Origin of the sequence: Lentilactobacillus kefiri, from assembly GCF_009739535.1 — a bacterium.
GTDB lineage: Bacteria > Bacillota > Bacilli > Lactobacillales > Lactobacillaceae > Lentilactobacillus > Lentilactobacillus kefiri.
Window position 1 is genome coordinate 528,875 of sequence record NZ_CP029971.1, and the last position, 23,438, is coordinate 552,312.

A 23,438-nucleotide genomic window follows, 5' to 3' on the forward strand; every position below is an offset into this window, starting at 1 on the left:
CTATGTTTGAACGAGGTGCAATTGAGGTTCATGATGCTTATCAGAACAACCTAAAACACGTTGATTTAAAGATTCCCAAGTATGCCATCACGGTATTTGCAGGCTTGTCCGGCTCCGGAAAATCATCGTTGGTATTTGATACGATTGCCGCAGCTTCCAGGCGAGAGCTTAACGAGACCTTCCCGAGCTTTACTCAACAGTATCTGCCCAAGTATGGTCAACCACACGTTAAAAGCATTGAACATCTGCCGGTAGCAATTGTCATTGAACAAAAGCGGATCGGCAAAAATGCCAGGTCCACCCTTTCAACTTATACCGGAATCTATTCATTACTCAGACTATTGTTTTCACGTGCAGGAAAGCCGTTTGTCGGTTATTCGGACACCTTTTCATTTAATCTGCCCCAAGGTATGTGTCAAAAATGCCAAGGTCTGGGATACGTTGACGACATTGACGCCAAAGCACTCATTGATCCTGAAAAGTCTCTGAATCAAGGCGCCATTACCTTTGTCAGCTTTGGGCCACACACTTGGCGGTGGCGGCGATACACAGACAGCGGCTTATTTGATAACGACAAGCCGTTAAAAGATTACACAAAAGATGAAATGAATACATTGCTGTACGCACCTCAGCAAACCTTGAAGAACGCCCCAAAAGCGTGGCACCGAACAGCGCTCTACGAAGGAATTGTTCCCCGAATCCGCCGGTCGATTATTGGCAAGCGTGAGGCTCAGCACCATAAGGAAGCCTTAGCCAAGATCGTTACTCGACGGCCCTGCCCGGCATGCCATGGTACTCGCCTGAGGCCTGAAGTTCTGACCTGCACGATTAACAATAAAAATATTGCCGATGTTTTGTCGATGGATTTAGTCCATGCACTGAAATTTTTACATGAGATTAAAGTGCCATTGGTTACCGATGTCATTCGAGAAGTTGCCACCAAAATCCAGTCGTTAATCGATATTGGTCTTGGCTACTTAACATTGGATCGAAGCACCGAAACGCTTTCCGGTGGTGAAACCCAACGAATCAAGATTGCCAAATTTTTAACCAGTTCTTTGGTCGACATGGTCTACATTTTGGATGAACCCAGCGTTGGCCTGCACCCTCACGATATTCAACTGATCAAAAACGCCCTGATTAATCTCAAGAATAAGGGCAATACCATCATGGTGGTTGAACACAATCCAGAATTGATTCCGATTGCGGACTACGTGGTCGAAATTGGTCCCAAAGCTGGCCGTGGCGGTGGCCGGGTCACTTTTACCGGTACCTACGACCAACTGCTGAGTGAGCACACGATGACCGGTGAATACCTTAAACAACCGCTGACCTATCGGAAGCCAAGACCATTCAAATCAACCATTTCGCTCAAAGATGTTACCACCCATAATTTAAAGGGTGTCAGCGTCGATATCCCATTAGGGGTTGAAACAGTCATCTCGGGAGTTGCCGGTTCCGGAAAGAGTTCTTTGGTCGATGCATTGCGGCCGAAGCTCCACGAACCCTATATTGATTTGGCACAGGGAGCGATTGGCACAAATATCCGTTCCACTCCGGTGACTTATCTGGACATTTTGGATGACATCCGGAAAATATTTGCCAAGGCCTCCGGTGCATCCACCAGCCTGTTTAGTTACAACGGCAAAGGCGCCTGCCCCCGTTGTAAGGGAAAGGGTGTCACCATTACCAACATGGCGTTCATGGACCCGGTTGTCCAAAAGTGTGAGATGTGTGACGGCAAACGATACAATAAAGAAGCGCTCAGTTACTTGTATCATGGTAAAAATATCAGTGAAGTCCTCAACATGCCGATTGAATCGGCAATTGATTTCTTCAAAGATACCAAGAAAATTTACGATAAACTGATTAACATGCAAAAAGTTGGCTTGGACTACTTAACACTCGGCCAACCGTTGACAACTTTATCCGGTGGTGAATTGCAACGGTTGAAGCTGGCTGTTCAGCTGAACAAAACCGGAACCATTTACCTGCTGGATGAACCAACTGCCGGCCTGCATATGAAAGATGTCGCCAAGCTGATTAAATTATTTGATGAATTGGTGGCTGCCGGTAACACTTTAATCATTGTCGAACACAATCTGGAAGTTATCAGCAAAGCTGACTGGCTGATTGACGTCGGCCCGGATGCCGGAATCTACGGCGGCCAAATTTTGTTCGCCGGTTTACCAATCGACTCTCAAAAGGAATCAAAGTCACGGACCGGTCAAGCTTTGAAACAATACAATTTAGACAGACAATAAATAAAAATCAATATTATCTAGGGTCTGTCTGGAAACTATTTAAGCCAAATCAAAATTGAAGCAATGTAAATGGTTTGTAGAAAAACATGCGCTAGTTTATCATATCGCGTCGCAATCCGCCGGTAATTCTTCAATTGATTAAAGTAATTCTCGATCAAATGGCGTTCACAATAGACGTAATAATCACAATCCCACTTGTCTTGGGCATTACTTTTAGGTGGAATCGTATATTGACCGCCTTCAGCTTCAATATACTGGCGCAGTTCCTTAGTCCCATAAGCTTTATCGGCAATCAGATTAACGCCGGCTAAAGCTAATTGTCGCAGTAATGGTTCAGCTGCCCGACTATCATGAACTTGGCCGCCGGTAAGGATAAAACATAATGGATTTCCAAGGCCATCCACCACCGCATGAATTTTAGTGGTTCGACCACCACGGCTTAGACCGATGGCTTGATTCTCAACGTCACAGCGGGCGTTTTTTTAGCGCCCGTGGCCTTTTGATGAGCTCGAATGCTAGTTGAATCGAGGCTGATATTTTCCATATCCGGTTCATCGATCAAATCCTTAAAGATCCGTTCAAACAAGCCGGCATCAACCCAACTACGATAACGACTATAGCTGGTTTTCCATGAACCGTATCGTTCAGGAATATCACGCCAGGTGGCGCCACTTTTTAGCAACCAGAGAACCGCATTAAAAACTTGGCGATTAGGTATTTTAGGTGGGCGTCCGGTTTTATAGGGCGGAAAACGGTCCTCAATCCGGGCCCATTGCTCATCAGTAATTTCATAACGTTTCGGAATTGTCATCGGCGAAAACCTCAATTTGTTTTTTATCAAGATTATACACGATTATTTTGTTTCCAGACAGACCCTAGAGTAAACGAAAGCATGCCAACTATTATTTCAGACTTGAAATAATAGTTGGCATGCTTTCTACCGTTCTAATCAACGACATTTACCAAATTGCCTGCTAAATAAGATTTTAAATTATTAACTGTAATACCCAACAATCGCTCACGCGTTTCAAATGGCGCCCAGGCAATATGCGGAGTAATATAACAGTTTTTTGCTTTCAATAAGGGATTCTCTGGTCTAATCGGTTCGTGTTGAACAACATCGGTTGCAAAGGCATAAATTCGCCCACGATTTAACGCTTCTGCAACATCCGATTCGTTAATTAGTGAGCCTCTCGCAGTGTTTAACAAAATAACAGTAGGTTTCATCTTCGAAATAGTTGTTTTGTTAATGAGATCGATTGTTGTTGGTGTCTGGGGAACGTGTAAGCTAATCACATCAGATTGTTGTAACAATTCATCTAAAGAAACTTGTTTTATCCACTTTTCAGGGACAACTTTTGAATGGTGATTGTAAAAAATGACATTCATATTAAATGCATGCCCTAATTTGGCCACCTTTTGAGCAATATGTCCAAATCCAATCAAGCCTAATGTTTTGCCACTTAGTTCAAACAATGGTTTATTCCAAAAAGTGAAATCCGGGGATTTCAGCCAATTACCATTGTGAACCAGTTGATTGTGAAGACCGACTTGCCCAACTACTTCGAGTAATAATGAAATTGTAAATTGTGCGACGGCATCACTTGCATATGTCGGAACGTTGGTGACAATAATATTATTTTTATGAGCACTGTTAATATCGACGACATCGTAACCTGTTCCCATAATTCCAATGTACTTCAGGTTATGTGCTTTGCCGATGACATATTCGTTGAGTGGCGTTTTGTGTGTAATCACAATTTCAGCATCACTAATTCGTTCCAGAATCTCATTATTATCTTCTGATGTTCGATTATAAAAGGAACAATCTCCCAGTTCCCGCAATAATTTCCAATTTAAATCCCGGTTAAGTTCGTAACCATCTAATAAGACTATTTTCATAAAAATCGTCTCCATCCAAAACCAACAAATACCTAGCACATCACATTATCCTTTAAGTGACGTACTATGAATCGGACCTCTGCGATCCGGATACAAGCTCTTCATAATCGCATTAACGGCAATTGGGGCTTCCCCAAAAGCTGTCGCAATTAGCGGCTGCTTGCCGTCATATTTGGAAACATCCCCGATGGCAAAGACATTCTGCAAGTTCGTCTTACCACTTGGTTGAACTTGAATCGTTCCCCGATTAACGTCCGGATGGGCCTGCCATTTGTTCAAAGCATCATCCTGGGCGATGAAGCCGTAGTTGACAACAATCTTGTCTACCGCAATCTTCTTGATTTCTTCGGTCTTCATCTTCTTTGCCTCAACTTCAACCTGGCCGTTATCCAACTGAGCTAAGCCTTTGATCAAATAAGGCGTAACCGGTTCAATTGACGATTGAATCAGTCGTTCCACGTTGTGCTCCAACGCACGGAACTTATCTCTTCTGTGCAGCAGGTAAACTTTCTTGGCAACCCCATGCAGCAACAGAGCCTCGTCAATGGCGGAATCTCCACCACCGGCAACCAGTACCGTTTGATCACGGAATTGATCCAGATGCTTGACACTGTAAAATAAGCTTTTGCCCTCAAAGTCTTCACTGTTGTCCACGGCCAATTTCCGAGGATTAAAGGCTCCGACACCAGTCGCAATGATGATTGCTTTGGTTTGGGTAACTTCCTTATTGGTAGTGATTTGGTAGCCACCATCGATCTGCTCAACATCAGTAACCGTCTGATTTAATTTAACGGCCGTATCGGACTCGCTGAGCTGTTTTTCAAGTTCGGTGACTAATGTTCTGGCTTTGATGTTAGGATAGCCGCCAACGTCTAATATTGTCTTTTCAGGGTATAGTGCAGTGACTTGACCACCCATTTCAGATAAACTTTCAATAATTTGAGTTTTGGCGTTTCGAAGACCGGCGTAAAAGCCGGCAAACATCCCTGCCGGGCCGCCTCCGATAATTGTCATGTCATAAAATGAATCAGCTTCTGCCATTATTATCCTCCTAACGTTTATTAACCAACTTTTTTTGTTTGCTTCGATGAATAAGGATTTGCTGGCCTTGCAGGGTTTTAACTTCCCTAAGCCCTGCGTCAATCATAATGAAAATCAGAAACCAGCCAATCACAATATCAATAAATTCCTGCACTAATGATACGCCAATTCCGGTGTTGGGAATATCCCAATCCCAAAATGTATGCAGACAAATCGCAATCAGGAAAAAGACGAAAAATTTTGGTTTGGTAAAGAAATCTTTCATGGTAAAATGCTTTTTCCGCTGCTTGCCCAAAATGACTGCACCTCCAATAATGGCCGCCCAAATCGTATGGGTTCCGATGGCCTGGAAACTCCGGGTAAAGATTGTGACCAGTCCATATTCACTGACATAACCGGAACTTTCAAAGACGGAGAATCCGGCACCAATCGCGGCTCCGATCAAAACCCCGTTGAATATGTAATTCGCTTTGTAGGCATTGATAAATAGGATAATGACCACGCATTTGGCAAGTTCTTCAACCAGCCCAACGATGAACGCCGATTCGATACTGATCTCGGTTCGAATTGGCAGAATCATATAGAAAGTCATCGTTACAATCAGTGACAGAATACCGCCGACCAAGAATATAATCATGGCCTGCCTGACCGAAATATTTTGGTAGACATTGATTTCAAAAAACATCATTAGTAATGAAAATGGCACGGCCAAAGACCCAATAAAGATAATTCCTGGGATAACTTTGTTGCTTTTAAAGATGAACAATAACGACATCAGCATCACGAAACTGATCGCCAGCAACAGGAACACCCTGGTGAAGAACCACGGGGTTACCGGCCGGCTGGAAACCTTCCGCAAGCTGGGCGTTGTTTTCCTGGTTCCCACAATAAACAAGCGGTCGGCTTCCTCACTGGTATGCCGTTTAAAAACCTGTGAAAATATCCGTGACAAATGGATTTCAACGGGGCTGTCCGGATCTGTCTCTCCTAAGTGTTTGGCAATGTTGTCATCCAAATTATCATAATTTCGACGGACACCGGTCCACACCAGCGAGAACAATTTCGTCCCTATATTTTTAATACGATTTTTCATAATTCACTCCTATGGTTGATACCATTAAGCGTAACTTACATATTAATCGGTTTCAAGTTGGAAGCAGAATTGAGTTTCTTGAAAAATTCGGGTATCATTGGGTAAAGGGTTTTCATCCTTGATAATACACAAACGGAGGTAGTTCTTAATGGCTCAGAAAAAAATGATTCTTGACCTGGACACCGGTATCGACGATGCAATGGCGATTGCCTATGCGGTTGCCGACCCCGATGTTGATTTAATTGGTATTATCGGTTCATACGGTAATGTATACGTTGAAGATGGTGTTCAAAATTCGTTGAAGATTCTTGAACTCTTGGGTGCAACAGACGTTCCTGTATATCAAGGATTGTCACATTCATCAGAATCAGATCATTTCGACAGAATGCCGGTTAGTGCACAAATTCATGGTGAAAACGGAATTGGTGATGTTCAATTGCCAGATCCAAAACGTCAACCTGAAAAAGGTGACGCAATCGACTTCTTCATCGATGCTGTTAAGAAATACGGCAAGAACTTAATCTTGGTTCCAACCGGCCCATTAACCAACTTGGATGCCGCCATCAAGAAAGCACCTGAAATTACCAAAGAAATCGGCAACATTACCATCATGGGTGGTGCCGTAACCGTTCCAGGTAACGTTACCAACGTTGCCGAAGCCAACATCCAACAAGATGCAACCGCTGCTGACCACGTCTTCAGAAAAGCCCCACTTACTCAAGTCGGCTTGGACGTTACCTTGAGAACCTTGTTAACCTATAAAGAAACCCAACAATGGCGTGACCTGCACACCAAGTCCGGTGAAGCATTTGCCGACATCGTTGATTACTACATCAAAGCATACGAAGTCACCAGTCCTGATCTTCATGGCTGTGCCCTTCACGATCCATTTGCCGTCGGGGTTGCCATCAATCCTGGATTCGTTCAAACAATCGGCTTGAATATGTACGTGACAACCGATGAAAAGTATTACGGCCGAACAACCGGTGATCCAGCTCGCTTGGACGATCCAAATACCAACGTTAAAGTTGCTGTTAATGCCGATGTTGATGCTTACCTTAAAGCATTCATGGAACATCTGACAGGATTGTTCAGCAAGAACTAATCATTCAATAGTCAATTTTGAGCTGCCAACCATTTAAGTATGGTTGGCGGTTTTTTTGTGGGAATTATTCTGTTTGGAAACCGGAATTGAATCTAAAAAGAAGGCGGGACCAAAACTAACCGTTTTGTTCCTGCCTCTATTTTTTATGATTTCATATTATATAAAAACGTGCAGCGAGTGGTCATCCCACTCTCTTCTGGATTTACCAGTAACCAAGCAGCTTTGTGAGCTTGGCCCGGTCAATATCACGTTGGGTAAGCTTGGCAGTCATTGTGCCGCCTTGCGTACCGTTGGCATCCTTATAATCCGTCCAATCATACTTCATATTTTCCTGACTCTGGCCATTTTCAGTGCCTGACTGGGCAGCCATAATGTCTTGGAAGTATGGTGTGTGATCCAGTCCAGGGGAGTGCCCAAGTTCATGGGTGATCACGCCAACCCAATAGGTCTCCAGCAAGTCAGCCGGAACTCCGGTAATTGTGGTGGTGACATAATGAACGTCGGCATCATAATGATAACCACTTGCCGCGTGGGCAGCGACACCATCACCGACACCGGTTGAATCGTCATCACTTGTCAAAGTGATCGTAATCGGCTCATTTGAGACTGGAAGGCGACCGTATGGATATGTGTGATCGTGGAATGACGTGTAATCAACGGCGATCCCGCTACCATAAAAGACACCATCCCAACCGGCAATTTGACCATCGCCGAAGCCAAGGACCATACTATGATTTTCTCGGGTACCTAACGTAAATGCTGTGGTGCCTAGCGCACTGTTCCACTTATCAATTGCTTTTTGAACGTATGGAACCAATTGCTGGGATTCAACATAGATTGAAGCTTGGTCATTGTTGAAGACACCCTTGTGGGCATAATCGCCAACGTTAAAATTCTTGTCGAATACTGAAGCATAGGTTTGGTAATCCTCAGACGTTAAACTCAACAACTGACCTGTTGGATCCAAATCCGGTGAAGCAGCAATCAACGATTCAAGATCACTCTTTGAAATGACCGTTGGCTCCGTCGGCTTGGTTGGCGTGTTGGTGCTACTGCCGGATCCAGATGTGGATGGCGTTTTGACAACGGTTGTTTTACCTGGTTGATATGGCTTCAGATACTTCGAATAAACATAGCCTTTAATCTTATTGCTCTTATTGGCAACATACATGTAATAGGCTTTCTTGTTCTTGGAAGTCTTAACGGTAACCCGCTTTTTTGAATAGAAAGTCGTCTTTTTATAATTCTTTAAATTATGAATTTTCTTGGTCAGCTTGGCAGAGTTATACATATAACCCTTGGTTGCCCGATAAGGCTTTGAAGCAACCTTCTTGACCTTAACGACTTTAACTGTCCGTTTAGCGGCAGCATCCTGGGTCGTACTAAAGTTACCCAAGAATCCAATCGAGAACACCGCTGCTAAAACCATTGTGACAATGGCACGTTTTTGTTTCATGATCATTCCCCCGATTATTAGCATTTATACTTTTATAGTAGTACACGGACGCACTATATAAAAGTATTTTGCCACGAGTCAGCGACTTTTATCAGCCTTGGGTAAACCCGCGGTGACTTTTCGACTCAAGCGCAGATATGCAATGGCGTGCCATACAATTCCGGCAAGTAAAAAGACCCCGCCAGCCCAAACTGAAAAGAATGAAGCAACAATTGAAACAATGTAAATCAATACACTGATAATTGGGTCACTTTTAATGAAGTATGATTCTTCATCAACCTTAACGTGGGCCGTCTTCAATTCTGGATGCTTATAAACGTAACGATACAAGATTTCAAATGTGTAGCTGATAAACAGCGCAATGACCGCATAAGCAAACGGCCGTCCGAATATCAACCGGGTTGGCTTTGGCCAACGTTTCAGAAATCAAAGCAGTTGGATAATTGATCAGGGTTATCGAGAATATCACTAAAAGATTGATGACATTCAACATTGGGGTAATTCTGGCAATCGTGCTAAAGAAATCATGGTGAAACAGCCAGAGTGTCCCAATGTATAAGAATGAAACAACGTAGGCCAAGAGAATTGGCCATTGCTTCAGCATCGCTTCAAACAAGTGGCCTTCCTGATAATCCGGAAGTTTAAAGTCCAACACCAAAATAGTGATCAGAATGGCAAACATCCCGTCACTCATCGCTTGAATTCGATCTGATTTAAACAAAATAACACCTCACTATTGTTAATTAATCAAAATATTTGTGAACAAATTGGGCAACCCCATCTTCATCGTTGTTTCCGGTAATGACATCGCCAGCCTTCTTAACCGGCTCCTGGCCGTTCTCCATTACAACACCAATTTCAGCGTTTTTAATCATGCCCAAATCATTTTCAGCATCACCAAAGGCCACCAAATTACTGAAGTCCATGTCAAAATGATCCAGTAACGCCTTCAGGCCAACAACCTTATCCATCCCCGGTGCCAGAAATTCCATAATTTGGGGCTGTGAGCGGACAATGTGGTATTGGCTGCGCAAAGTATCATCCATGGCAGCTTGGTATTTATCCAATAATTCAGGTTGATCGCTGACAATGGCCTTTGAGTACTCGTCTGAGGTACTCAAATCAGAAAATGCCCGTGGAACAAAATCAATGTTGCCTTTGAATTGCTGCTGATACATTGAATGCTTCAAATCGGTCATTGGATAAACCTGTTGAAAGTCCAGAATATCCAGTGGGGCATTTTCAGCTTTGACAAAATTGTGTAATGGCACCAAATCAGCTTTTTGAATACCGCTTTTTGCCAGTTCAGCTTTGTCATTATTATGAACGACTAGTGCACCGTTAAAAGTGATTGTATAATCTGTGTCTTCAGTTAATCCCAACTGTTCAATGAAACGCCAGATGGCATTAATAGGGCGGCCGGTACACAATACCACCTTCACACCTTCATCATGAATGGCTTTTAACGCCTGCTCATTTCCTTGGGAAATTGTCTTGTCACTGGTCAATAAAGTACCATCTAAATCAAGTGCTACCATTTTAATCAAGTTGTCCGTCTCCTTTGTTTATCATACTAAATTCTAAGCAACTCCTACGTGAAAAACAATACCGGGAATTTTTTGACACGATTACATTATGTGAGAACGATAAGCAGCTGCTTAGCCGTTTTTAATGTTCCTACGGATAAATAAAAAATATCCCAAATTTATCGATAAGTTTGTTTGCTTGCGGGAGTATGGATTTGGCCCGGTTTCACAAACTAAAAAAGAAGTTCAGATGATGTCTCATCCGAACTTCTTAATTGATACGTATAACTAATTGATTATTTTAACTAATTTGTGATTCAAGTTCACGGAGTTCTGCTTCACGAACACTTCGTGGAAGAAATCTTCTGATTTCTTCTTCGTTAAATCCAACCTCAAGACGATGATCATCAAATATAATTGGACGTTTAATCAAATCTGGGTACTTAACAACCAAGTCAACCAACTGTGATACAGTCAGATTATCGAGGTCCAAATTCAACTTCTTATAGATGTTAGACCTTGTAGAAATGATGTCTTCACTACCATTTTCGGTTAAACGTAAAATTTGTTTTACTTCATCAGCGTTTAGAGGGTTGGAATTAATATTTCTTTCCTTAAAATCAATGTGATGGCTCTTCAACCATGCACGTGCCTTCCGACTTGATGCGCTGCTTTGTGCTACATATAAATTCAGCATTACAATTCCCCGCTGCTCAGTAACAAAAAAATACAAACGAGAAACAACATCCTTCAATTACTATATTATCATATTAGCAACTTTTGTCAATACGGTTACTTACTTATAGTAACTTACTTGTGAAATTAATTATACACCACTTATTTCGGTTATCAACTATAATATTGGTATTAAAACAACAAAAAGGAGAAATATTTTGTTAATCTTCTATTCACTTACGCTTCTCATCGTGGCGACGATTCTCGCCAACATCATTTACACAATGTTGCCGGCGATCCCACTGACCTTTTATCAAATTGGCTGTGGCCTGTTATTATCATTATTGCCATTTTTCCAAAATTATTCATTAGAGCCAGAAATCTTCATGCTGATGGTGATTGCACCATTAATGTTCAATGATGGCCAGAATACCAGCGGTGATCATTTTCGCCAATCATTCCGGCAAATCTTTAACTTAGCGGCAATTCTCGCTGTCATCACGGCCGTTGTCATTGGCCTGGTTGCCCATGTGCTATTGCCATTAATTCCGCTGGCACTATGCTTCGCGGTGGCAGCCATCGTCACACCAACCGACTCAGTTGCCCTCAAATCCATTACCAAAGATATCGAACTACCTACGAAGGTTTCCGGTGCACTGGAAAATGAATCACTTTTTAATGACGCATCCGTGATTGTCATTTTTAATTTGGCGTTGGCATCATTTATCAGTGGGGACTTCTCATTTTCAGAGGGATTGACGGAGTTCCTAATCAGTTTCTTTGGCGGTTTACTGATCGGTGGAATTGCCGGGTTCTTGTTTGTCAAAATCCAAACTGCCCTCGTTAATAAATCAATGGACACTGCCAGTGTCATCGTGCCGTTCAGTATGATGACGCCGGTTGCCATTTATTTAGTTTCTGAAGAACTGGGGTGCTCCGGTATTCTGGCGGTCGTCGCTGCCGGAATTGTTTACGGGATCAATCAAAGCCGTTTAAAGCTCACCTCAACCAATGTCCAGCTTGTCACCAATGCTGCCTGGGGAATCATCTCCAGCCTCTTAAACGGCGTTGTATTCGTTCTGTTGGGGGTCACCCTCCCCAAGGTCATCAGCAGAATGATTCCATACTCAAGGACATTGATTCTAAAATTAGTATTTGATGCACTGGCAATTTATCTGGTCATGTTATTGATCCGATTTATCTGGATGCGGATGAACATCTTCCACGTGCAGTCGACCAGGTCAACGACAAAGGAAGCCCTCGTTGCCGCAATCGGCGGGGTTCATGGAACGATTACGTTGGCCATGGCCCTATCAATCCCAGTTACATCTCTCGGCCAGCCGTTTCCATTTCGAAATCAATTGATTTATATTGCGACAATCGTTATCTTGTTAAGTCTCATCGTCCCAACTTTTGTACTGCCGTTTTTGTGTGAGAAAAAAGTGATTCAAGATCAAGGCGAATTTAATAAGTATCGGACCCAAATGGTTAATTACGCCATCACTCAGATTAAGTTGGACCCGACCGTTTCGGCTTTGGACCGAAATTACGTCATCGATATGCTTAACAGCCAGAAGAACAATCCCGAGATTGACCGGAAAGTCGTGCAAAACATTATGGCCGAAGTTCAGCGAGTCAGTGCCCAAGCCGTTGTTGACCTGGCCAACGAAGGAAAGATTGATCAAAAAGTTGCCAATATGTTTACCCGTCGAATCATTACCACGCCTAATCGAAACATGAAATTTATGACCCGAATAAAATACATTTTTAAATTTCAATCCCGTCGTTTCAAAGTCCGCAAGAAAGTCGCCCGAACTAAACGAAATGCCAGGCCAAACGTTCAAGCCAAAAGCCGTCAGGAGATCCACAACGAAAAGCATCGAATCAGTCAGCTCATCAAGAATGCGATGTTTGAGAGTGTGAACACCTATTTGGATCAAATTGAAAACGACGAAAACAGTGGTTCTGTTAATTTTATTCGCAGTTCCTACAGTTTTCGCCAGGAACGGGGAAAGACCGATCCCGAATCCGACGCAAAAAGAAATTCGTTATTAATTCAATCTTTCCAATCTGAATATTCATTTGTGGCTGAAGCCTTCAAGTCCGGCCAAATTTCCAGAAGCCTTTCAGATCAGCTTAGTCAAAGCATTTCAACCGATCAGATGGCTTACATGGAGCAAGGATCCGGCAGTGATTTACTGTTAGCTTAACCGGATTGGTCAACTGTAATTTACAATCACGGAATAATTGACTATACTTGACGATATACTTGATTTTGTGTGGGTGAAAATATGAAAATTACGCTATTAGCGACCAGCGATACGCATGGGTTTATCGAACCAACCAACTACGTTGATTCAGGCCTCGACAAGCCCTTCGGTATCGAAAAGGCGTGCACGACCATCAAAAAATATCAGAAGGCTCATCCCGACGAAAAAACAATTCTATTAGACAACGGCGATTTCCTTGAAGGATCGCCGATGGCATACTATGTCGCCAAACGGGCCGATAAGCAGGATCAGGATTCATTCTTTACTGCTTATAATGAAGTGGGCTATCAATTGGGGACAATTGGCAACCATGAATTTGACTATGGACTGGATTATCTGAACTACATGATGAAACATTCAGACCGTCATTTTGTGTGTGCCAACATCGTCGATAACAATAATGAACCGTTATTAGCCGATCCATACACAATTATGGACGTGGACGGCGTCAAGATTGGGTTCTTGGGCCTCACAACAACCTCAACGAAAAAATGGAAAAACGTCAATGATTTAAACGACTTCAACCTGATCTCCGAACTGGACGCGTGCAAACGCTACGTGCCCGAATTGAGAAAAAAGGCCGACGTGATCGTTGTCGTCTACCATGGTGGGTTTGAACGTGACCATACCGGCAACTGGAATGACATCAACCCCGGTGAAAATCGCGGCTATGATATTTTAAAAACCTTCCCTGAAATTGATGCAATGATTTCAGGTCATCAGCATCGAAAAATTGCCAGCCGATTGTTCAATGTTCCAATTGTTCAGCCGGGTTCACGCGGCCAGTACGTGGCTAAGATTTCAATTGAACTGTCAAATAAAGATAAATCAATTATCAAAACGGATTCGGAATTGCTTAACGTCAAAGATTCCGAACCTGATCCAACTATCAAAGAAACCGTTACTGATTTATCCAAACATTTGGAAACCTGGCTCGATAAGCCGCTTTCCCACATCAAGGGCAGCTTAACTTTTAATGATCCATTCAAAGCCCGGATCCACGAATCAGCCTTTATTGAACTCATTCAAAAAATTCAGATGGATAAGATGGGCACCGACCTTTCGGCAACCGCCCTGTATAACAACGAAGCCCATGGATTTGAAGATCCAATTACCATGCGAAACATCATTACCAATTATGTCTATCCAAACACCCTGGTCGCCTCCAAGATTACCGGTGCCGACCTGCGGGGCGCTTTGGAAGTCACAGCGCAGTACTTTACCGTTCGTCACGGTGATGTTGTCGTCAACGAAAAGTTTGTTTTTCCAAAAGAACGCTTTTACAACTACGATATGTATGAAGGCATCGACTACACCTTGGATATTTCCAAGCCGGTTGGCCATCGCGTGACTCGATTGAAATACCACGGCAAAGATGTTCAAGATGATCAAATTCTAATCATCGCTCTGAACCGTTATCGGGCAAGTGGTGGCGGTCACTATCCCATGTACACCAGCGATAAGATTATTCGATCAAGTGACATGACAATCAGTCACGTGATTATGGAATATCTGCAGAAACATCCGGTGGTTGAAGCAACTGTTAACCATAATTTTGACATTATTTCTGATTCTGAAAAAAGCAATTAATTTATTCAAGGCAAAGCACATCAGTGCTTTGCCTTTTTTATGACTTACAAACATTGGGGATCGATCATATTACCCACAAAAAAAGCCAACCCACATTCGGATTGGCTTATTATTATGCTTTCTTCAATTTACGATGACCTTTTTTCTTCTCGGCGCCAACATAGGCAATTGCCTTGAAGTCACGAATTGACGTTACCTTAATCTTACCTGGATAAGTCAATTCATTTTCAATTTCATCTCTGACTTCATCAGCCAGCTTTTGGTTCTGGACGTCATCAAGCTTCTTAGGATCAACCACAATTCGGATTTCACGACCGGCTTGAATGGCATAACTTTCTTTGACCCCTTGCTTGGAACTGGCAATCCGTTCCAAACTCTTAAGTCGGTTGACATATTCTTCAACAGATTCGCTTCGGGCACCTGGCCGACCACCGGAAATCGAATCTCCCGCGGCTACCAAATGGGCAATTGGCGTTGTCACATCAACATCCCCATGGTGAGAAGCAATCGAATTGACAACCTGTGGGTCTTCGCCATAGGTTTCAGCAATCTTAACTCCCAGCTCAACGTGGGTCCCGTCAACTTCACGGTCAATCGCTTTTCCAATATCATGCAGCAAGCCAGCCCGCTTGGCAATCTTGACATTCAAGCCAAGTTCAGCAGCCAGCATCCCTGAGATATCGGCAACTTCAATCGAGTGATTCAAAACGTTCTGACCATAACTAGTTCGGTACTTCAAACGACCAACAATCTTCAGCAGATCCGGATGCATCCAGCCGATATGAAGTGAGCCGACAACTTTTTCACCGGTTCGACGAAGCTCATTCATCAAATCAAGCTGAGCAGTCTCAACCTGATGTTCAATTGATTGGGCATTAATCTGTTTGGTAACAACCAAGTTGGTAATGACCGTCTTGGCAACTTCACGGCGTAATGGATCTTGAGTGACCACATGGAGCAAATGCGGATCGTCAGGATCAAAGACCAAATCGGTTCCAGTCAAAGTTTCAATATACCTGATATTGGAAGCTTCACGGCCAATCAACTTTTGCTTGGTGTTGTTGTCATTAATTTGAACAGAATGTTCAATGTGTTCACGAGGCATATCAACTGGTCCGCGCTGGATGGCATCGTCAGCCAAAATCTTGGCAATCTTAGGTGCGTTGACTTGAGCTTCATCATCCTGATACTTTAATTCAATATCTTTTTCACGCTTTAAGTCGACTGCCAGCTGATTAAGAATCTCTTGTTTTGCTTCATCAATGGTTATTGAACCACGATCCTGAAGAGTCTGCATCTGCTTTTGGCTGAGGCCATTGGCAGTTTGATGCAGCTTTTCAATTTCATTTTTCTTTTCATTGATCTCATGACTTTCGCCAGCCAATTTTTGATGAAGCTCATCAAGTCGTTCTTGGGTTTGCTTCAAGCCGTTTTGACGCTGGTCAATTCGGCTGTGACGGGTAATGTTATCCGCCTTGTAACTATTAAGCTCTTCTTCAATTGATTCTTTATAATCTTGAGTTTGTTTTTTGCCGTCAGAAAGAATCTTAACCGACTTCTCTTTGGCGTCTACCTCGGCTTTCGTTACCAGTTGTGCGGCAGTAGCTTTAGCTTGTTGGATTTCCTGCTGAAAGTGGTGTTTTTGCAGCTGATTGCCACAAATGACACCCACAACTGCGGCAATGATGCCGAGTGCAATAATATATAACAAGTGCGGACCTCCTTTCGTAAAACAGTCCTAATAGTAGTGTAACATAAACCGTTTGCGACCGTCTAAAAACATGTGGGTCCAGCCTAGTTCAAATATTTATCAAGAAACTTTTTAACGGTATTCCGATAAAGCGTTGGCCGGTTCTGAATTGAACGGGAATGACCGGGACCGGGAACGATTAACAACTGCTTTGGCCCTTTATCCGCTCTGTACAATGGATAAACCATTTTAGTTGGGACAAAGTGATCATGGGCCCCATGAATAAACAGCATTGGCCGCTTATTCTTGCGGACTTGTTTGAGTGCACTGGCATCCTTAAAGGAGTAGCCGTTCTTAACATGGTTAATCCCACTCACAATGTGAACCAGCGGGAACTTCGGCAAATGGTACAATTCCTTGGCTTGATACGCAACCTCGCTGTAAACATCGGTATAACCGCAATCTTCAATAAATGCTTTGACTTGATGCGGCAGTCCTTTCACACCGCTGACCATCATCGTTGTAGCACCGCCCATACTGGTACCAAAGACGGCAATTTTTGAATTCGATCCATTATGATCGATCACTTTGTGAATCCACTTGACGAAATCCAGCCGATCCGGCCAGCCATAACCAATATAATCTCCCTGGCTGTCACCCAGCCCCCGGGAATCAGGAAGCAGGACATTATATCCCAAGTTATGAAACATGTACGCATAATTAAACATGTTATCTTTATTGGACATAAACCCATGGGCAATAATAATGGTCTTCTTTGTGGGCTGTTTGGCTGCTATGTAATTGGCGTCCAGCTTCAAATGACGGGTGGCCGACATTTCATACCAGCGCTGCTTGTCAGCATTTTGATACCAGTGGTGAGCTGGATACAGTGGGTCCCCCTTCTTAATCGGTTTGGTTTTACTCAAAAATGACTTTGGTGCCGGGACAACGGCAACCTTGTAAAAATAGAGCCCAGCTCCAAACAAACCGCCACAAACCAGCACTGCAGCCGATGCCAAGCCAATTAAGATTTTTGTTTTTCGTTTCATTTCTCAATCCCACCAATTTAAATTTTCTCGTGATAAATATACCACATTAATCATTTTTCCGCCTAAATTTGGCGAAACGCAAAAAAGTCGTATAATATAAGTAACGAACAGGACGGTGATCACATGTTTCCAGAAAGATTACGAGCATTAAGAAAAGGCGAACATTTAACTTTGGAAGGACTGGCCAACGCAATCAATAAAGACTCCCCTACTGACAAGGAGCACGAAAGCACCGGCTCCCAGATCGGAAACTGGGAACGTGGTATTCGAACACCAAATTATGTTGAAATTCAACGGCTTGCCAAGTTCTTTGACGTGACAATGGACTACTTAACGGGTCTGACAGAGAACAATACTTACGATCTTGCAAGATTGTTTATCTCAGACAAAACGTTGCAGTTCAACGGTCAAGATCTCAGCTCGGCTGACCGATATGAAATTTATCAGCTTATCTCAGGTTACGTTCACGGAAGAAGCAACGCACCCCATGATAAGGGCCCACGAACGGAACAGGGACAGTTGGACTTATAGAATTAAAGTTATATAAAAGAGAAAATCTAATGGTGAACGTTATTGTCCATCATTGGATTTTCTTGTTTATATCCCTAGCCACATAATCAGCCAAACTGTTACAGCTGATTGTTACTGAATGAATTCCAAAGGAGCACTGCCACATGCTAACCAACAAGCAAAAGAAAAAATTGTTAAAGAAAAAGCAGCATACTAAAGCACCGTCTGAATCCAACTACATTTCTCAAATGCTGAAATATCGCGATCTGTTTAACGCGTATCCACAAATCAAATTTTTAATTAACAACGTGATTGAAAGCGACCATCTCATTAAGCAGGGATTGTTGCCGCAAGACCTTCCCGAACTGATTCTCCCTGATGATATTCAAGATCAGATTTTCAAGAATATCAACAAGCAATTCAAACCGGGCGATCCTGAGGGTGACAAACTTTGGAATGAACTATCCGACGCCCTGCCAAAGCTGGACAAGCAACTGCGGTCATTCCGTGATTATTTGGAAAGCGAGTATGGCATGTGGGCTTATATCTCTGCCCCATTTGCCAAAGATCTTGCCAAATATATCGGCGATGATTCCGCACTCGAAATCATGGCGGGCAATGGGAATATTTCCAAGGGCCTGACTGATTTGGGCGTCAAAGTATTCCCAACCGATAGTTTGGAGTGGGTCAACGAAAACCAGACCGGCAAACATCAACTGATTGACGTTGAAAAGCTCGACGCGTTGTCAGCCATCGCCAAATATCAGGATCAGGTCAAATACATCATCATGAGCTGGTCACCGGACAAGCAAACCATTGATGTTGACGTCTTAAATGCCATTAGAAAAGCCTATAACGATTTGGAATTAATCGTCATCGGCGAAAAAAATGGCGCTACCGACTCAAAAGAGTTCTGGCAGCAGGCCCATTTTATCAAACCAGATATTGCCAAACAGCTGAATCAACATCATCAGCCGTTTGATTTGATTAAAGATCAGGTTTACCTAGTTGACTAAGCTTGGGTAATGGTAACTTTCTAATTAACGCATGCTTTTCAATCGGCTTCTTCTCAAATTCGAGAAGGGCCTTTTTTGTTTCTTTCCCGCCACGGTAATCGCCAAGGTCGCCATTGGAGTGAATCACTCGGTGGCACGGCACAACGATTAGATCAGGATTCATCGCAACCGCATGGGCAACCGGCCGAATTGATTTGGACTTGCCGACATTCTCAGCCAATTGCTTATAGATAATGGTTTCACCATATGGAATTTTCTGGATTTCTGCCCACACCTGGTGTTGGAGTTCAGTTCCAACCCCATCCAAGTCGACTGGCAGGTCAAACGTTTTTCGCTTTTTATCAAAGTAATCGGTGAATTCTTCCAAATAATCATTGGTCACCGTTTCATCGTACATAAATTGAAAGTCGTATCGATTAGGGTAAAAATCAAAAAGTTCAGACAGATACTTTCCGGGACTGGAAACAAAGCTCAGGCCCTTTTGAGTTACTGTGAAGAAAAATTTTTGATTATTCACTTCGATGCTTTCCCAAAATAATTTTTTCATTCAATCAAATCTCCAATATTGTCGAGTTGTCCAATGGGATTATTGTACCATATTGCGTTGATATATGAGTCGGGGTGGCTTGCTTGACTCAAAGACACCGAATTGCCACAATGATGTTATAGATTGCAAATAATGAAGGAGCCGAACATATATGGCAGACACCAACAAAGCAACCGCCGAAACATCAGCGGACTTACATTATGACTTAAGTAAAATTAATATTGATCAACCTGTCCATGAGTTAATCGATCAAGGTAAAAAAATTCGTGACAGCGTGCCATTTGAAAAACTGGGAACGTTTATCCCAGTCAAACGGAACGTGGTTCAAGGAATCTCCCACGTTGAACAAAAGATGATCGCTGATTTGATGCCATTACGGCACAAACGCCTGGCAGCATCAGCCTTCGCCTTTTTCCGGGGAACTGATGAATTGATGGCGTTCGATCTTTCCAAGCAGACATCGACCAACATCCCAGTCGTCATTTCAGGTGACGCTCATATTGGCAACTTCGGATTTTACGCCTCCCCTGAACGAAAACTCTTGTTTGACCTTAACGATTTCGATGAATCAACAATCGGTTCCTGGGATTGGGATATTCGCCGACTTCTGGTCAGCATTGTCCTGCAAGGTGAACTTTTGGGATTGGACCATGACCAAATCCATTCAACAATGAAGGGTGCCGTTGAAACCTACCAGCAAATTTTAAAGGAATGTTTCGAAAATCATTCAGCAATGGAGCGCTACTACTTCTCCACAGAAGTTGAATCATTCCTGCAGTCGGAAGATTCCAGTGAATCACTGCCAAAGGTTTGGCGCAAAATTCGTGATAGTGCCGAACAGCGAAATTCGGATAAAGTGGTCAAAAAGTTTACCACAATGAATTCTCGGGGGCATTTGGTCTTTAAAGAAAATGCACCGCGCACGGTTCACGTCAGCGACCAGCGTTTCAACGAGATTCGGGAGCACCTAAGAAGTTATACAAGGTCTGTCAGTCCTGACGTAACGGTTCTGCTGTCCCAATTCCATATCAGTGACATTGTTCGCCACAGTGTTGGTGTCGGCAGCTTTGGCACCCGCTGTTATTTGGTTTTACTGACGGCAATTGACGACAGCCACCTGGTTCTTCAAATCAAAGAAGCCCTGCAGACACGTCGGTTCAGAGGGTTTGATGTCACCACCCCATTCAGTCAAAGTAAGCCTGACAACGGCGAACGAATCGTTACCTGCCAGCAGATTTTGCAGCGGGCATCCGATCCGCTCTTGGGCTTTTATCATAATTCGGACAGCGGCCGCAGCTACTATGTCCGCCAATTCTGGGATATGAAAGAATCAATCAATTTGGATAAATTAGATGAAGATGATTTCAAAACCTATGCTAAAATTTGTGGTCTCCTATTGGCACGAGGACATGCTCAAAGCCCAACTGCTGCAATTGTTCACGGCTATGTTGGAACAAAAAAGAAGCTTGTTTCAGCCCTCATTAATTGGGCAGACGATTATTCAAAGCAGGTTCACAAAGATTATCAAGAATTTTTAAATTCGTTAGATGCAGATAAAACGGAGGAATAACAATGCACAAAGTTGTTTTTCATATTGATGAACCGGAAAAATGGCCCCACACGTTGAGCAATATCACGAACTTGCTGGACTATGGCAAGGTTAACCAGGAAACTTACGAGATTGTCGTATTGGTCAATGGCGATGCAATTACCGGCTATTTGGATGAAACCTTGAGAAACTCAATTGAACAGTTCAACGAAGAGGGCATTGGTTTCCATGCCTGCAATAATTCAATGAACAGCCACCATGTAAAAGCGACCGACCTACCGGAAAACGTGGAAATCGTGTCAGCGGGAGTGGCCGACTTGGTGTCACTGCAGGAGCAGGGATTTGCATATGTGAAGGCGTAGAGTGCGACAAGGCACGGGTGATCCCGGTGCCTAACTGAAAAAATCACTTAAGGAATGGTCTGTATTCCTTGAGTGATTTTTTTGGTTGGGTGGAGGGATCAGTGCCGTCGGAGCACGTTTCAGCAAAGTAGCCTCCAAAAGCCCCCAAACAACAAAACAAACGGACCGAGAAAATTTTCCCGATCCGTTTTTAAATCTATCCAATTAACTTCTTAACGCCGCCTTGAATTTCTTCAGGCCTATTAACGATGGTATTGGCATGCGCACCAAGCAATTCAGGGACATCCCCAAATCCATAGGTTACCCCAAGCGTTTTAACGTGATTATTGTATCCACCCAGCATATCGGTATCGCGGTCACCAATCATAATGCTGTCAATGTTTTTGGCATTTCTTTGTTCCAATGCGTATTTCAATACAGCGGTCTTGGTCATCCGGGTACGTTCATCATTTCCCGCGCCAAAACGGCCATTGAAATACTGACTGATTTTCAGTTCGTCGGTAATGTCATGAATCAGTTCTTCAGGCTTGGCAGAGGCAATGTTGACATCGTAGCCCTGAGCATCCAAAGTTTTTAATTCATCAATGATTCCGGGATATAAATTCAGTTGGAACATCCCCTGATTCTTATAGTAATCATGATAGTATTTGACTGTATCCAAGCGATCGCTTTCAGTCAGCTTGGGATAAAACTTTTCCAAACTTGTGAGAAGTGCCGGCCCGATAAATTTAAGATATTGATCATGGGTCAATTCCGGCAGCTTCATTTTATCAACCGCATATTTGAGAGATTTAACAATTCCCTCTTCAGAATCAGCAATAGTGCCGTCAAAATCAAAAAATAAATGTGTCATGAGTGACCTGCTTTCTTTTCTGCTTAATAATTATGTATTATCAAGGGTATGGCGGTATAAATCAAGTGCTTTCCAATTCAATTGACTTCATCGTTCCCAAATTGTTGTATATTAGAAGTATTAAAAAATTGAAAAGGGGTCAGTCTACCAATGATTCTCACGTTTATCTTCTTAATAATTGCCGGCTTTGCGGCCGGATTACTCGCCTCTGTTGCGGGACTGGCTTCACTTGTATCATACCCGGCGCTATTGGCGGTTGGCTTGCCGCCTGTTTTAGCCAACGTGACCAATACGACCGCCCTCATCTTTTCTGGAATTGGTGCCACTGCATCTTCAATGAAAGAACTGCGGGGTCACTGGAAAAAACTGACACTTTACGTCATCTTATCGTTGATCGGAAGTATTGGCGGTAGTATTCTGCTGTTGGTTGCCCCAGCCTCTTCATTTGAAAAGGTCGTTCCGTTCTTTATTCTCTTTGCCGGCATTCTATTGTTCATGTCTGGCAGAAAAAAAGATACCTCCACTTCCAAGCTCAAGCAGGCCCACCAGACACCCTCAAAACATTTTTGGGTATCATTGATCAGCTTAACCGGGATTGTCCTCGTTGGTGCTTATACCGGCTATTTTGGGGCAGCTGGTGGCGTCATCTTTCTGGCCATTCTTTCAGTCATCACCGATGATCAGTTCACCGTTGTCAACGCCATGAAAAATGTCATCGCATTTGCCGGCAACATGATTGCCACCGTCATCTTTATCTTTAAGTCAAAGATTGACTGGCTTTTCGTTGTTCCACTGGGATTTGGTCTCCTAATCGGCGGCTACACTGGGCCAATCATTGTTCGGCATTCAAATATCCACTTGCTGCGAATTTTGATTTCGTTGGCAGCGTTCGGCTTGGCCGGTTATTTATTTGTGACGGCTTATTTCTAAATAGTTTGTA

22 protein-coding genes are annotated in these 23,438 nt (G+C 43.2%); 9 read left to right on the forward strand and 13 right to left on the reverse strand.

The window, feature by feature from the left end; genetic code table 11:
- The first annotated feature begins 2 nt into the window (after window positions 1-2).
- Complete coding sequence (locus tag DNL43_RS02830) at window positions 3-2,264, forward strand: ATP-binding cassette domain-containing protein (protein WP_095344917.1); 2,262 nt, start codon at window positions 3-5, stop codon at window positions 2,262-2,264.
- Between the two features lie 35 nt (window positions 2,265-2,299).
- On the opposite strand, the gene DNL43_RS02835 is transcribed toward DNL43_RS02830, so the two are convergent.
- From DNL43_RS02835 to DNL43_RS02850, 4 genes are all read right to left on the reverse strand, one after another.
- Window positions 2,300-3,075 (reverse strand): IS5 family transposase gene (locus tag DNL43_RS02835; RefSeq protein ID WP_109249013.1). Its coding sequence is split into 2 segments (ribosomal slippage): window positions 2,300-2,748 and window positions 2,748-3,075, totalling 777 coding nucleotides; the frame shifts between segments, so codons are not numbered across the junction.
- Window positions 3,076-3,209: 134 nt separating this feature from the next.
- Entirely contained in the window at window positions 3,210-4,166 is a 957-nt protein-coding gene (locus DNL43_RS02840) for a D-2-hydroxyacid dehydrogenase (protein WP_056981798.1), read from the reverse strand.
- A gap of 45 nt (window positions 4,167-4,211) precedes the next feature.
- Window positions 4,212-5,207, reverse strand: coding sequence for an NAD(P)/FAD-dependent oxidoreductase (locus DNL43_RS02845; protein WP_054769870.1), 996 nt, complete (start codon window positions 5,205-5,207; stop codon window positions 4,212-4,214).
- Between the two features lie 10 nt (window positions 5,208-5,217).
- On the reverse strand, window positions 5,218-6,300 hold the full coding sequence (locus DNL43_RS02850; RefSeq protein WP_056981797.1) for a PrsW family intramembrane metalloprotease: 1,083 nt from the start codon (window positions 6,298-6,300) through the stop codon (window positions 5,218-5,220).
- Between the two features lie 148 nt (window positions 6,301-6,448).
- Here DNL43_RS02850 and DNL43_RS02855 point away from each other — a divergent pair, with 148 nt between their 5' ends.
- A complete protein-coding gene (locus DNL43_RS02855) occupies window positions 6,449-7,405 on the forward strand; it encodes a nucleoside hydrolase (protein ID WP_056981795.1) in 957 nt (318 codons plus the stop codon).
- 202 nt (window positions 7,406-7,607) lie between these two features.
- Here DNL43_RS02855 and DNL43_RS02860 read toward each other — a convergent pair whose 3' ends face one another.
- The 5 genes from DNL43_RS02860 to spx all read right to left on the reverse strand — a co-directional run bounded on the left by DNL43_RS02860 (window position 7,608) and on the right by spx (window position 11,084).
- The gene (locus DNL43_RS02860) at window positions 7,608-8,861 is read right to left on the reverse strand and encodes a M57 family metalloprotease (protein ID WP_225439249.1); all 1,254 of its coding nucleotides are present in this window, start codon (window positions 8,859-8,861) and stop codon (window positions 7,608-7,610) included.
- A gap of 78 nt (window positions 8,862-8,939) precedes the next feature.
- Window positions 8,940-9,257, reverse strand: coding sequence for a hypothetical protein (locus DNL43_RS12160; RefSeq protein ID WP_225364675.1), 318 nt, complete (start codon window positions 9,255-9,257; stop codon window positions 8,940-8,942).
- Window positions 9,196-9,582 (reverse strand): TMEM175 family protein, encoded by a 387-nt coding sequence (locus DNL43_RS12165; RefSeq protein ID WP_225364676.1) that lies wholly within the window; start codon window positions 9,580-9,582, stop codon window positions 9,196-9,198. Before DNL43_RS12165 ends, DNL43_RS12160 begins: the two co-directional genes overlap by 62 nt.
- A 22-nt stretch (window positions 9,583-9,604) precedes the next feature.
- The gene (locus DNL43_RS02870) at window positions 9,605-10,399 is read right to left on the reverse strand and encodes a Cof-type HAD-IIB family hydrolase (protein WP_054769590.1); all 795 of its coding nucleotides are present in this window, start codon (window positions 10,397-10,399) and stop codon (window positions 9,605-9,607) included.
- 289 nt (window positions 10,400-10,688) lie between these two features.
- Window positions 10,689-11,084, reverse strand: a complete 396-nt coding sequence (gene spx, locus DNL43_RS02875; RefSeq protein ID WP_013727307.1) for a transcriptional regulator Spx — start codon at window positions 11,082-11,084, stop codon at window positions 10,689-10,691.
- Window positions 11,085-11,280: 196 nt separating this feature from the next.
- Here spx and DNL43_RS02880 point away from each other — a divergent pair, with 196 nt between their 5' ends.
- Window positions 11,281-13,272 (forward strand): cation:proton antiporter, encoded by a 1,992-nt coding sequence (locus DNL43_RS02880; protein ID WP_056982811.1) that lies wholly within the window; start codon window positions 11,281-11,283, stop codon window positions 13,270-13,272.
- Between the two features lie 81 nt (window positions 13,273-13,353).
- On the forward strand, window positions 13,354-14,922 hold the full coding sequence (locus tag DNL43_RS02885; protein ID WP_056982813.1) for a bifunctional metallophosphatase/5'-nucleotidase: 1,569 nt from the start codon (window positions 13,354-13,356) through the stop codon (window positions 14,920-14,922).
- Between the two features lie 112 nt (window positions 14,923-15,034).
- Here DNL43_RS02885 and rny read toward each other — a convergent pair whose 3' ends face one another.
- Together rny and DNL43_RS02895 are read right to left on the reverse strand one after the other, a co-directional pair.
- Window positions 15,035-16,633: a ribonuclease Y gene (gene rny, locus DNL43_RS02890; protein ID WP_156644986.1), complete on the reverse strand. Its 1,599-nt coding sequence runs from the start codon at window positions 16,631-16,633 to the stop codon at window positions 15,035-15,037.
- 83 nt (window positions 16,634-16,716) lie between these two features.
- Window positions 16,717-17,661: an alpha/beta hydrolase gene (locus tag DNL43_RS02895; protein WP_054769584.1), complete on the reverse strand. Its 945-nt coding sequence runs from the start codon at window positions 17,659-17,661 to the stop codon at window positions 16,717-16,719.
- Window positions 17,662-17,784: 123 nt separating this feature from the next.
- On the opposite strand from DNL43_RS02895, the gene DNL43_RS02900 reads away from it, so the two are divergent.
- Window positions 17,785-18,192, forward strand: coding sequence for a helix-turn-helix domain-containing protein (locus DNL43_RS02900; protein ID WP_054769585.1), 408 nt, complete (start codon window positions 17,785-17,787; stop codon window positions 18,190-18,192).
- Window positions 18,193-18,335: 143 nt separating this feature from the next.
- Window positions 18,336-19,187: a hypothetical protein gene (locus DNL43_RS02905; protein ID WP_056982815.1), complete on the forward strand. Its 852-nt coding sequence runs from the start codon at window positions 18,336-18,338 to the stop codon at window positions 19,185-19,187.
- On the opposite strand, the gene DNL43_RS02910 is transcribed toward DNL43_RS02905, so the two are convergent.
- Window positions 19,159-19,734: a methylated-DNA--[protein]-cysteine S-methyltransferase gene (locus DNL43_RS02910; RefSeq protein ID WP_056982818.1), complete on the reverse strand. Its 576-nt coding sequence runs from the start codon at window positions 19,732-19,734 to the stop codon at window positions 19,159-19,161. The two genes, DNL43_RS02905 and DNL43_RS02910, sit on opposite strands and share 29 nt — an antisense overlap.
- 151 nt (window positions 19,735-19,885) lie before the next feature.
- On the opposite strand from DNL43_RS02910, the gene DNL43_RS02915 reads away from it, so the two are divergent.
- Together DNL43_RS02915 and DNL43_RS02920 are read left to right on the forward strand one after the other, a co-directional pair.
- Window positions 19,886-21,304: a DUF2252 domain-containing protein gene (locus DNL43_RS02915; protein ID WP_156644988.1), complete on the forward strand. Its 1,419-nt coding sequence runs from the start codon at window positions 19,886-19,888 to the stop codon at window positions 21,302-21,304.
- 2 nt (window positions 21,305-21,306) lie between these two features.
- Window positions 21,307-21,645: a DsrE family protein gene (locus DNL43_RS02920; RefSeq protein WP_054769586.1), complete on the forward strand. Its 339-nt coding sequence runs from the start codon at window positions 21,307-21,309 to the stop codon at window positions 21,643-21,645.
- A 196-nt stretch (window positions 21,646-21,841) separates the two neighbouring features.
- Here DNL43_RS02920 and DNL43_RS02925 read toward each other — a convergent pair whose 3' ends face one another.
- A complete protein-coding gene (locus DNL43_RS02925) occupies window positions 21,842-22,498 on the reverse strand; it encodes an HAD hydrolase-like protein (protein ID WP_056982821.1) in 657 nt (218 codons plus the stop codon).
- A gap of 150 nt (window positions 22,499-22,648) precedes the next feature.
- On the opposite strand from DNL43_RS02925, the gene DNL43_RS02930 reads away from it, so the two are divergent.
- A complete protein-coding gene (locus DNL43_RS02930) occupies window positions 22,649-23,428 on the forward strand; it encodes a sulfite exporter TauE/SafE family protein (protein WP_056982823.1) in 780 nt (259 codons plus the stop codon).
- Window positions 23,429-23,438 lie beyond the last annotated feature (10 nt).

What these genes read in the sequence shown, in the direction of transcription:
- DNL43_RS02830 (WP_095344917.1), top strand. Translation starts at nt 3, where the DNA reads ATGTTTGAACGAGGTGCAATTGAGGTTCATGATGCTTATCAGAACAAC.
- DNL43_RS02840 (WP_056981798.1), bottom strand. Translation starts at nt 4,166, where the DNA reads ATGAAAATAGTCTTATTAGATGGTTACGAACTTAACCGGGATTTAAAT.
- DNL43_RS02845 (WP_054769870.1), bottom strand. Translation starts at nt 5,207, where the DNA reads ATGGCAGAAGCTGATTCATTTTATGACATGACAATTATCGGAGGCGGC.
- DNL43_RS02850 (WP_056981797.1), bottom strand. Translation starts at nt 6,300, where the DNA reads ATGAAAAATCGTATTAAAAATATAGGGACGAAATTGTTCTCGCTGGTG.
- DNL43_RS02855 (WP_056981795.1), top strand. Translation starts at nt 6,449, where the DNA reads ATGGCTCAGAAAAAAATGATTCTTGACCTGGACACCGGTATCGACGAT.
- DNL43_RS02860 (WP_225439249.1), bottom strand. Translation starts at nt 8,861, where the DNA reads ATGAAACAAAAACGTGCCATTGTCACAATGGTTTTAGCAGCGGTGTTC.
- DNL43_RS02870 (WP_054769590.1), bottom strand. Translation starts at nt 10,399, where the DNA reads ATGGTAGCACTTGATTTAGATGGTACTTTATTGACCAGTGACAAGACA.
- spx (WP_013727307.1), bottom strand. Translation starts at nt 11,084, where the DNA reads ATGCTGAATTTATATGTAGCACAAAGCAGCGCATCAAGTCGGAAGGCA.
- DNL43_RS02885 (WP_056982813.1), top strand. Translation starts at nt 13,354, where the DNA reads ATGAAAATTACGCTATTAGCGACCAGCGATACGCATGGGTTTATCGAA.
- DNL43_RS02895 (WP_054769584.1), bottom strand. Translation starts at nt 17,661, where the DNA reads ATGAAACGAAAAACAAAAATCTTAATTGGCTTGGCATCGGCTGCAGTG.
- DNL43_RS02900 (WP_054769585.1), top strand. Translation starts at nt 17,785, where the DNA reads ATGTTTCCAGAAAGATTACGAGCATTAAGAAAAGGCGAACATTTAACT.
- DNL43_RS02905 (WP_056982815.1), top strand. Translation starts at nt 18,336, where the DNA reads ATGCTAACCAACAAGCAAAAGAAAAAATTGTTAAAGAAAAAGCAGCAT.
- DNL43_RS02910 (WP_056982818.1), bottom strand. Translation starts at nt 19,734, where the DNA reads ATGAAAAAATTATTTTGGGAAAGCATCGAAGTGAATAATCAAAAATTT.
- DNL43_RS02915 (WP_156644988.1), top strand. Translation starts at nt 19,886, where the DNA reads ATGGCAGACACCAACAAAGCAACCGCCGAAACATCAGCGGACTTACAT.
- DNL43_RS02920 (WP_054769586.1), top strand. Translation starts at nt 21,307, where the DNA reads ATGCACAAAGTTGTTTTTCATATTGATGAACCGGAAAAATGGCCCCAC.
- DNL43_RS02925 (WP_056982821.1), bottom strand. Translation starts at nt 22,498, where the DNA reads ATGACACATTTATTTTTTGATTTTGACGGCACTATTGCTGATTCTGAA.
- DNL43_RS02930 (WP_056982823.1), top strand. Translation starts at nt 22,649, where the DNA reads ATGATTCTCACGTTTATCTTCTTAATAATTGCCGGCTTTGCGGCCGGA.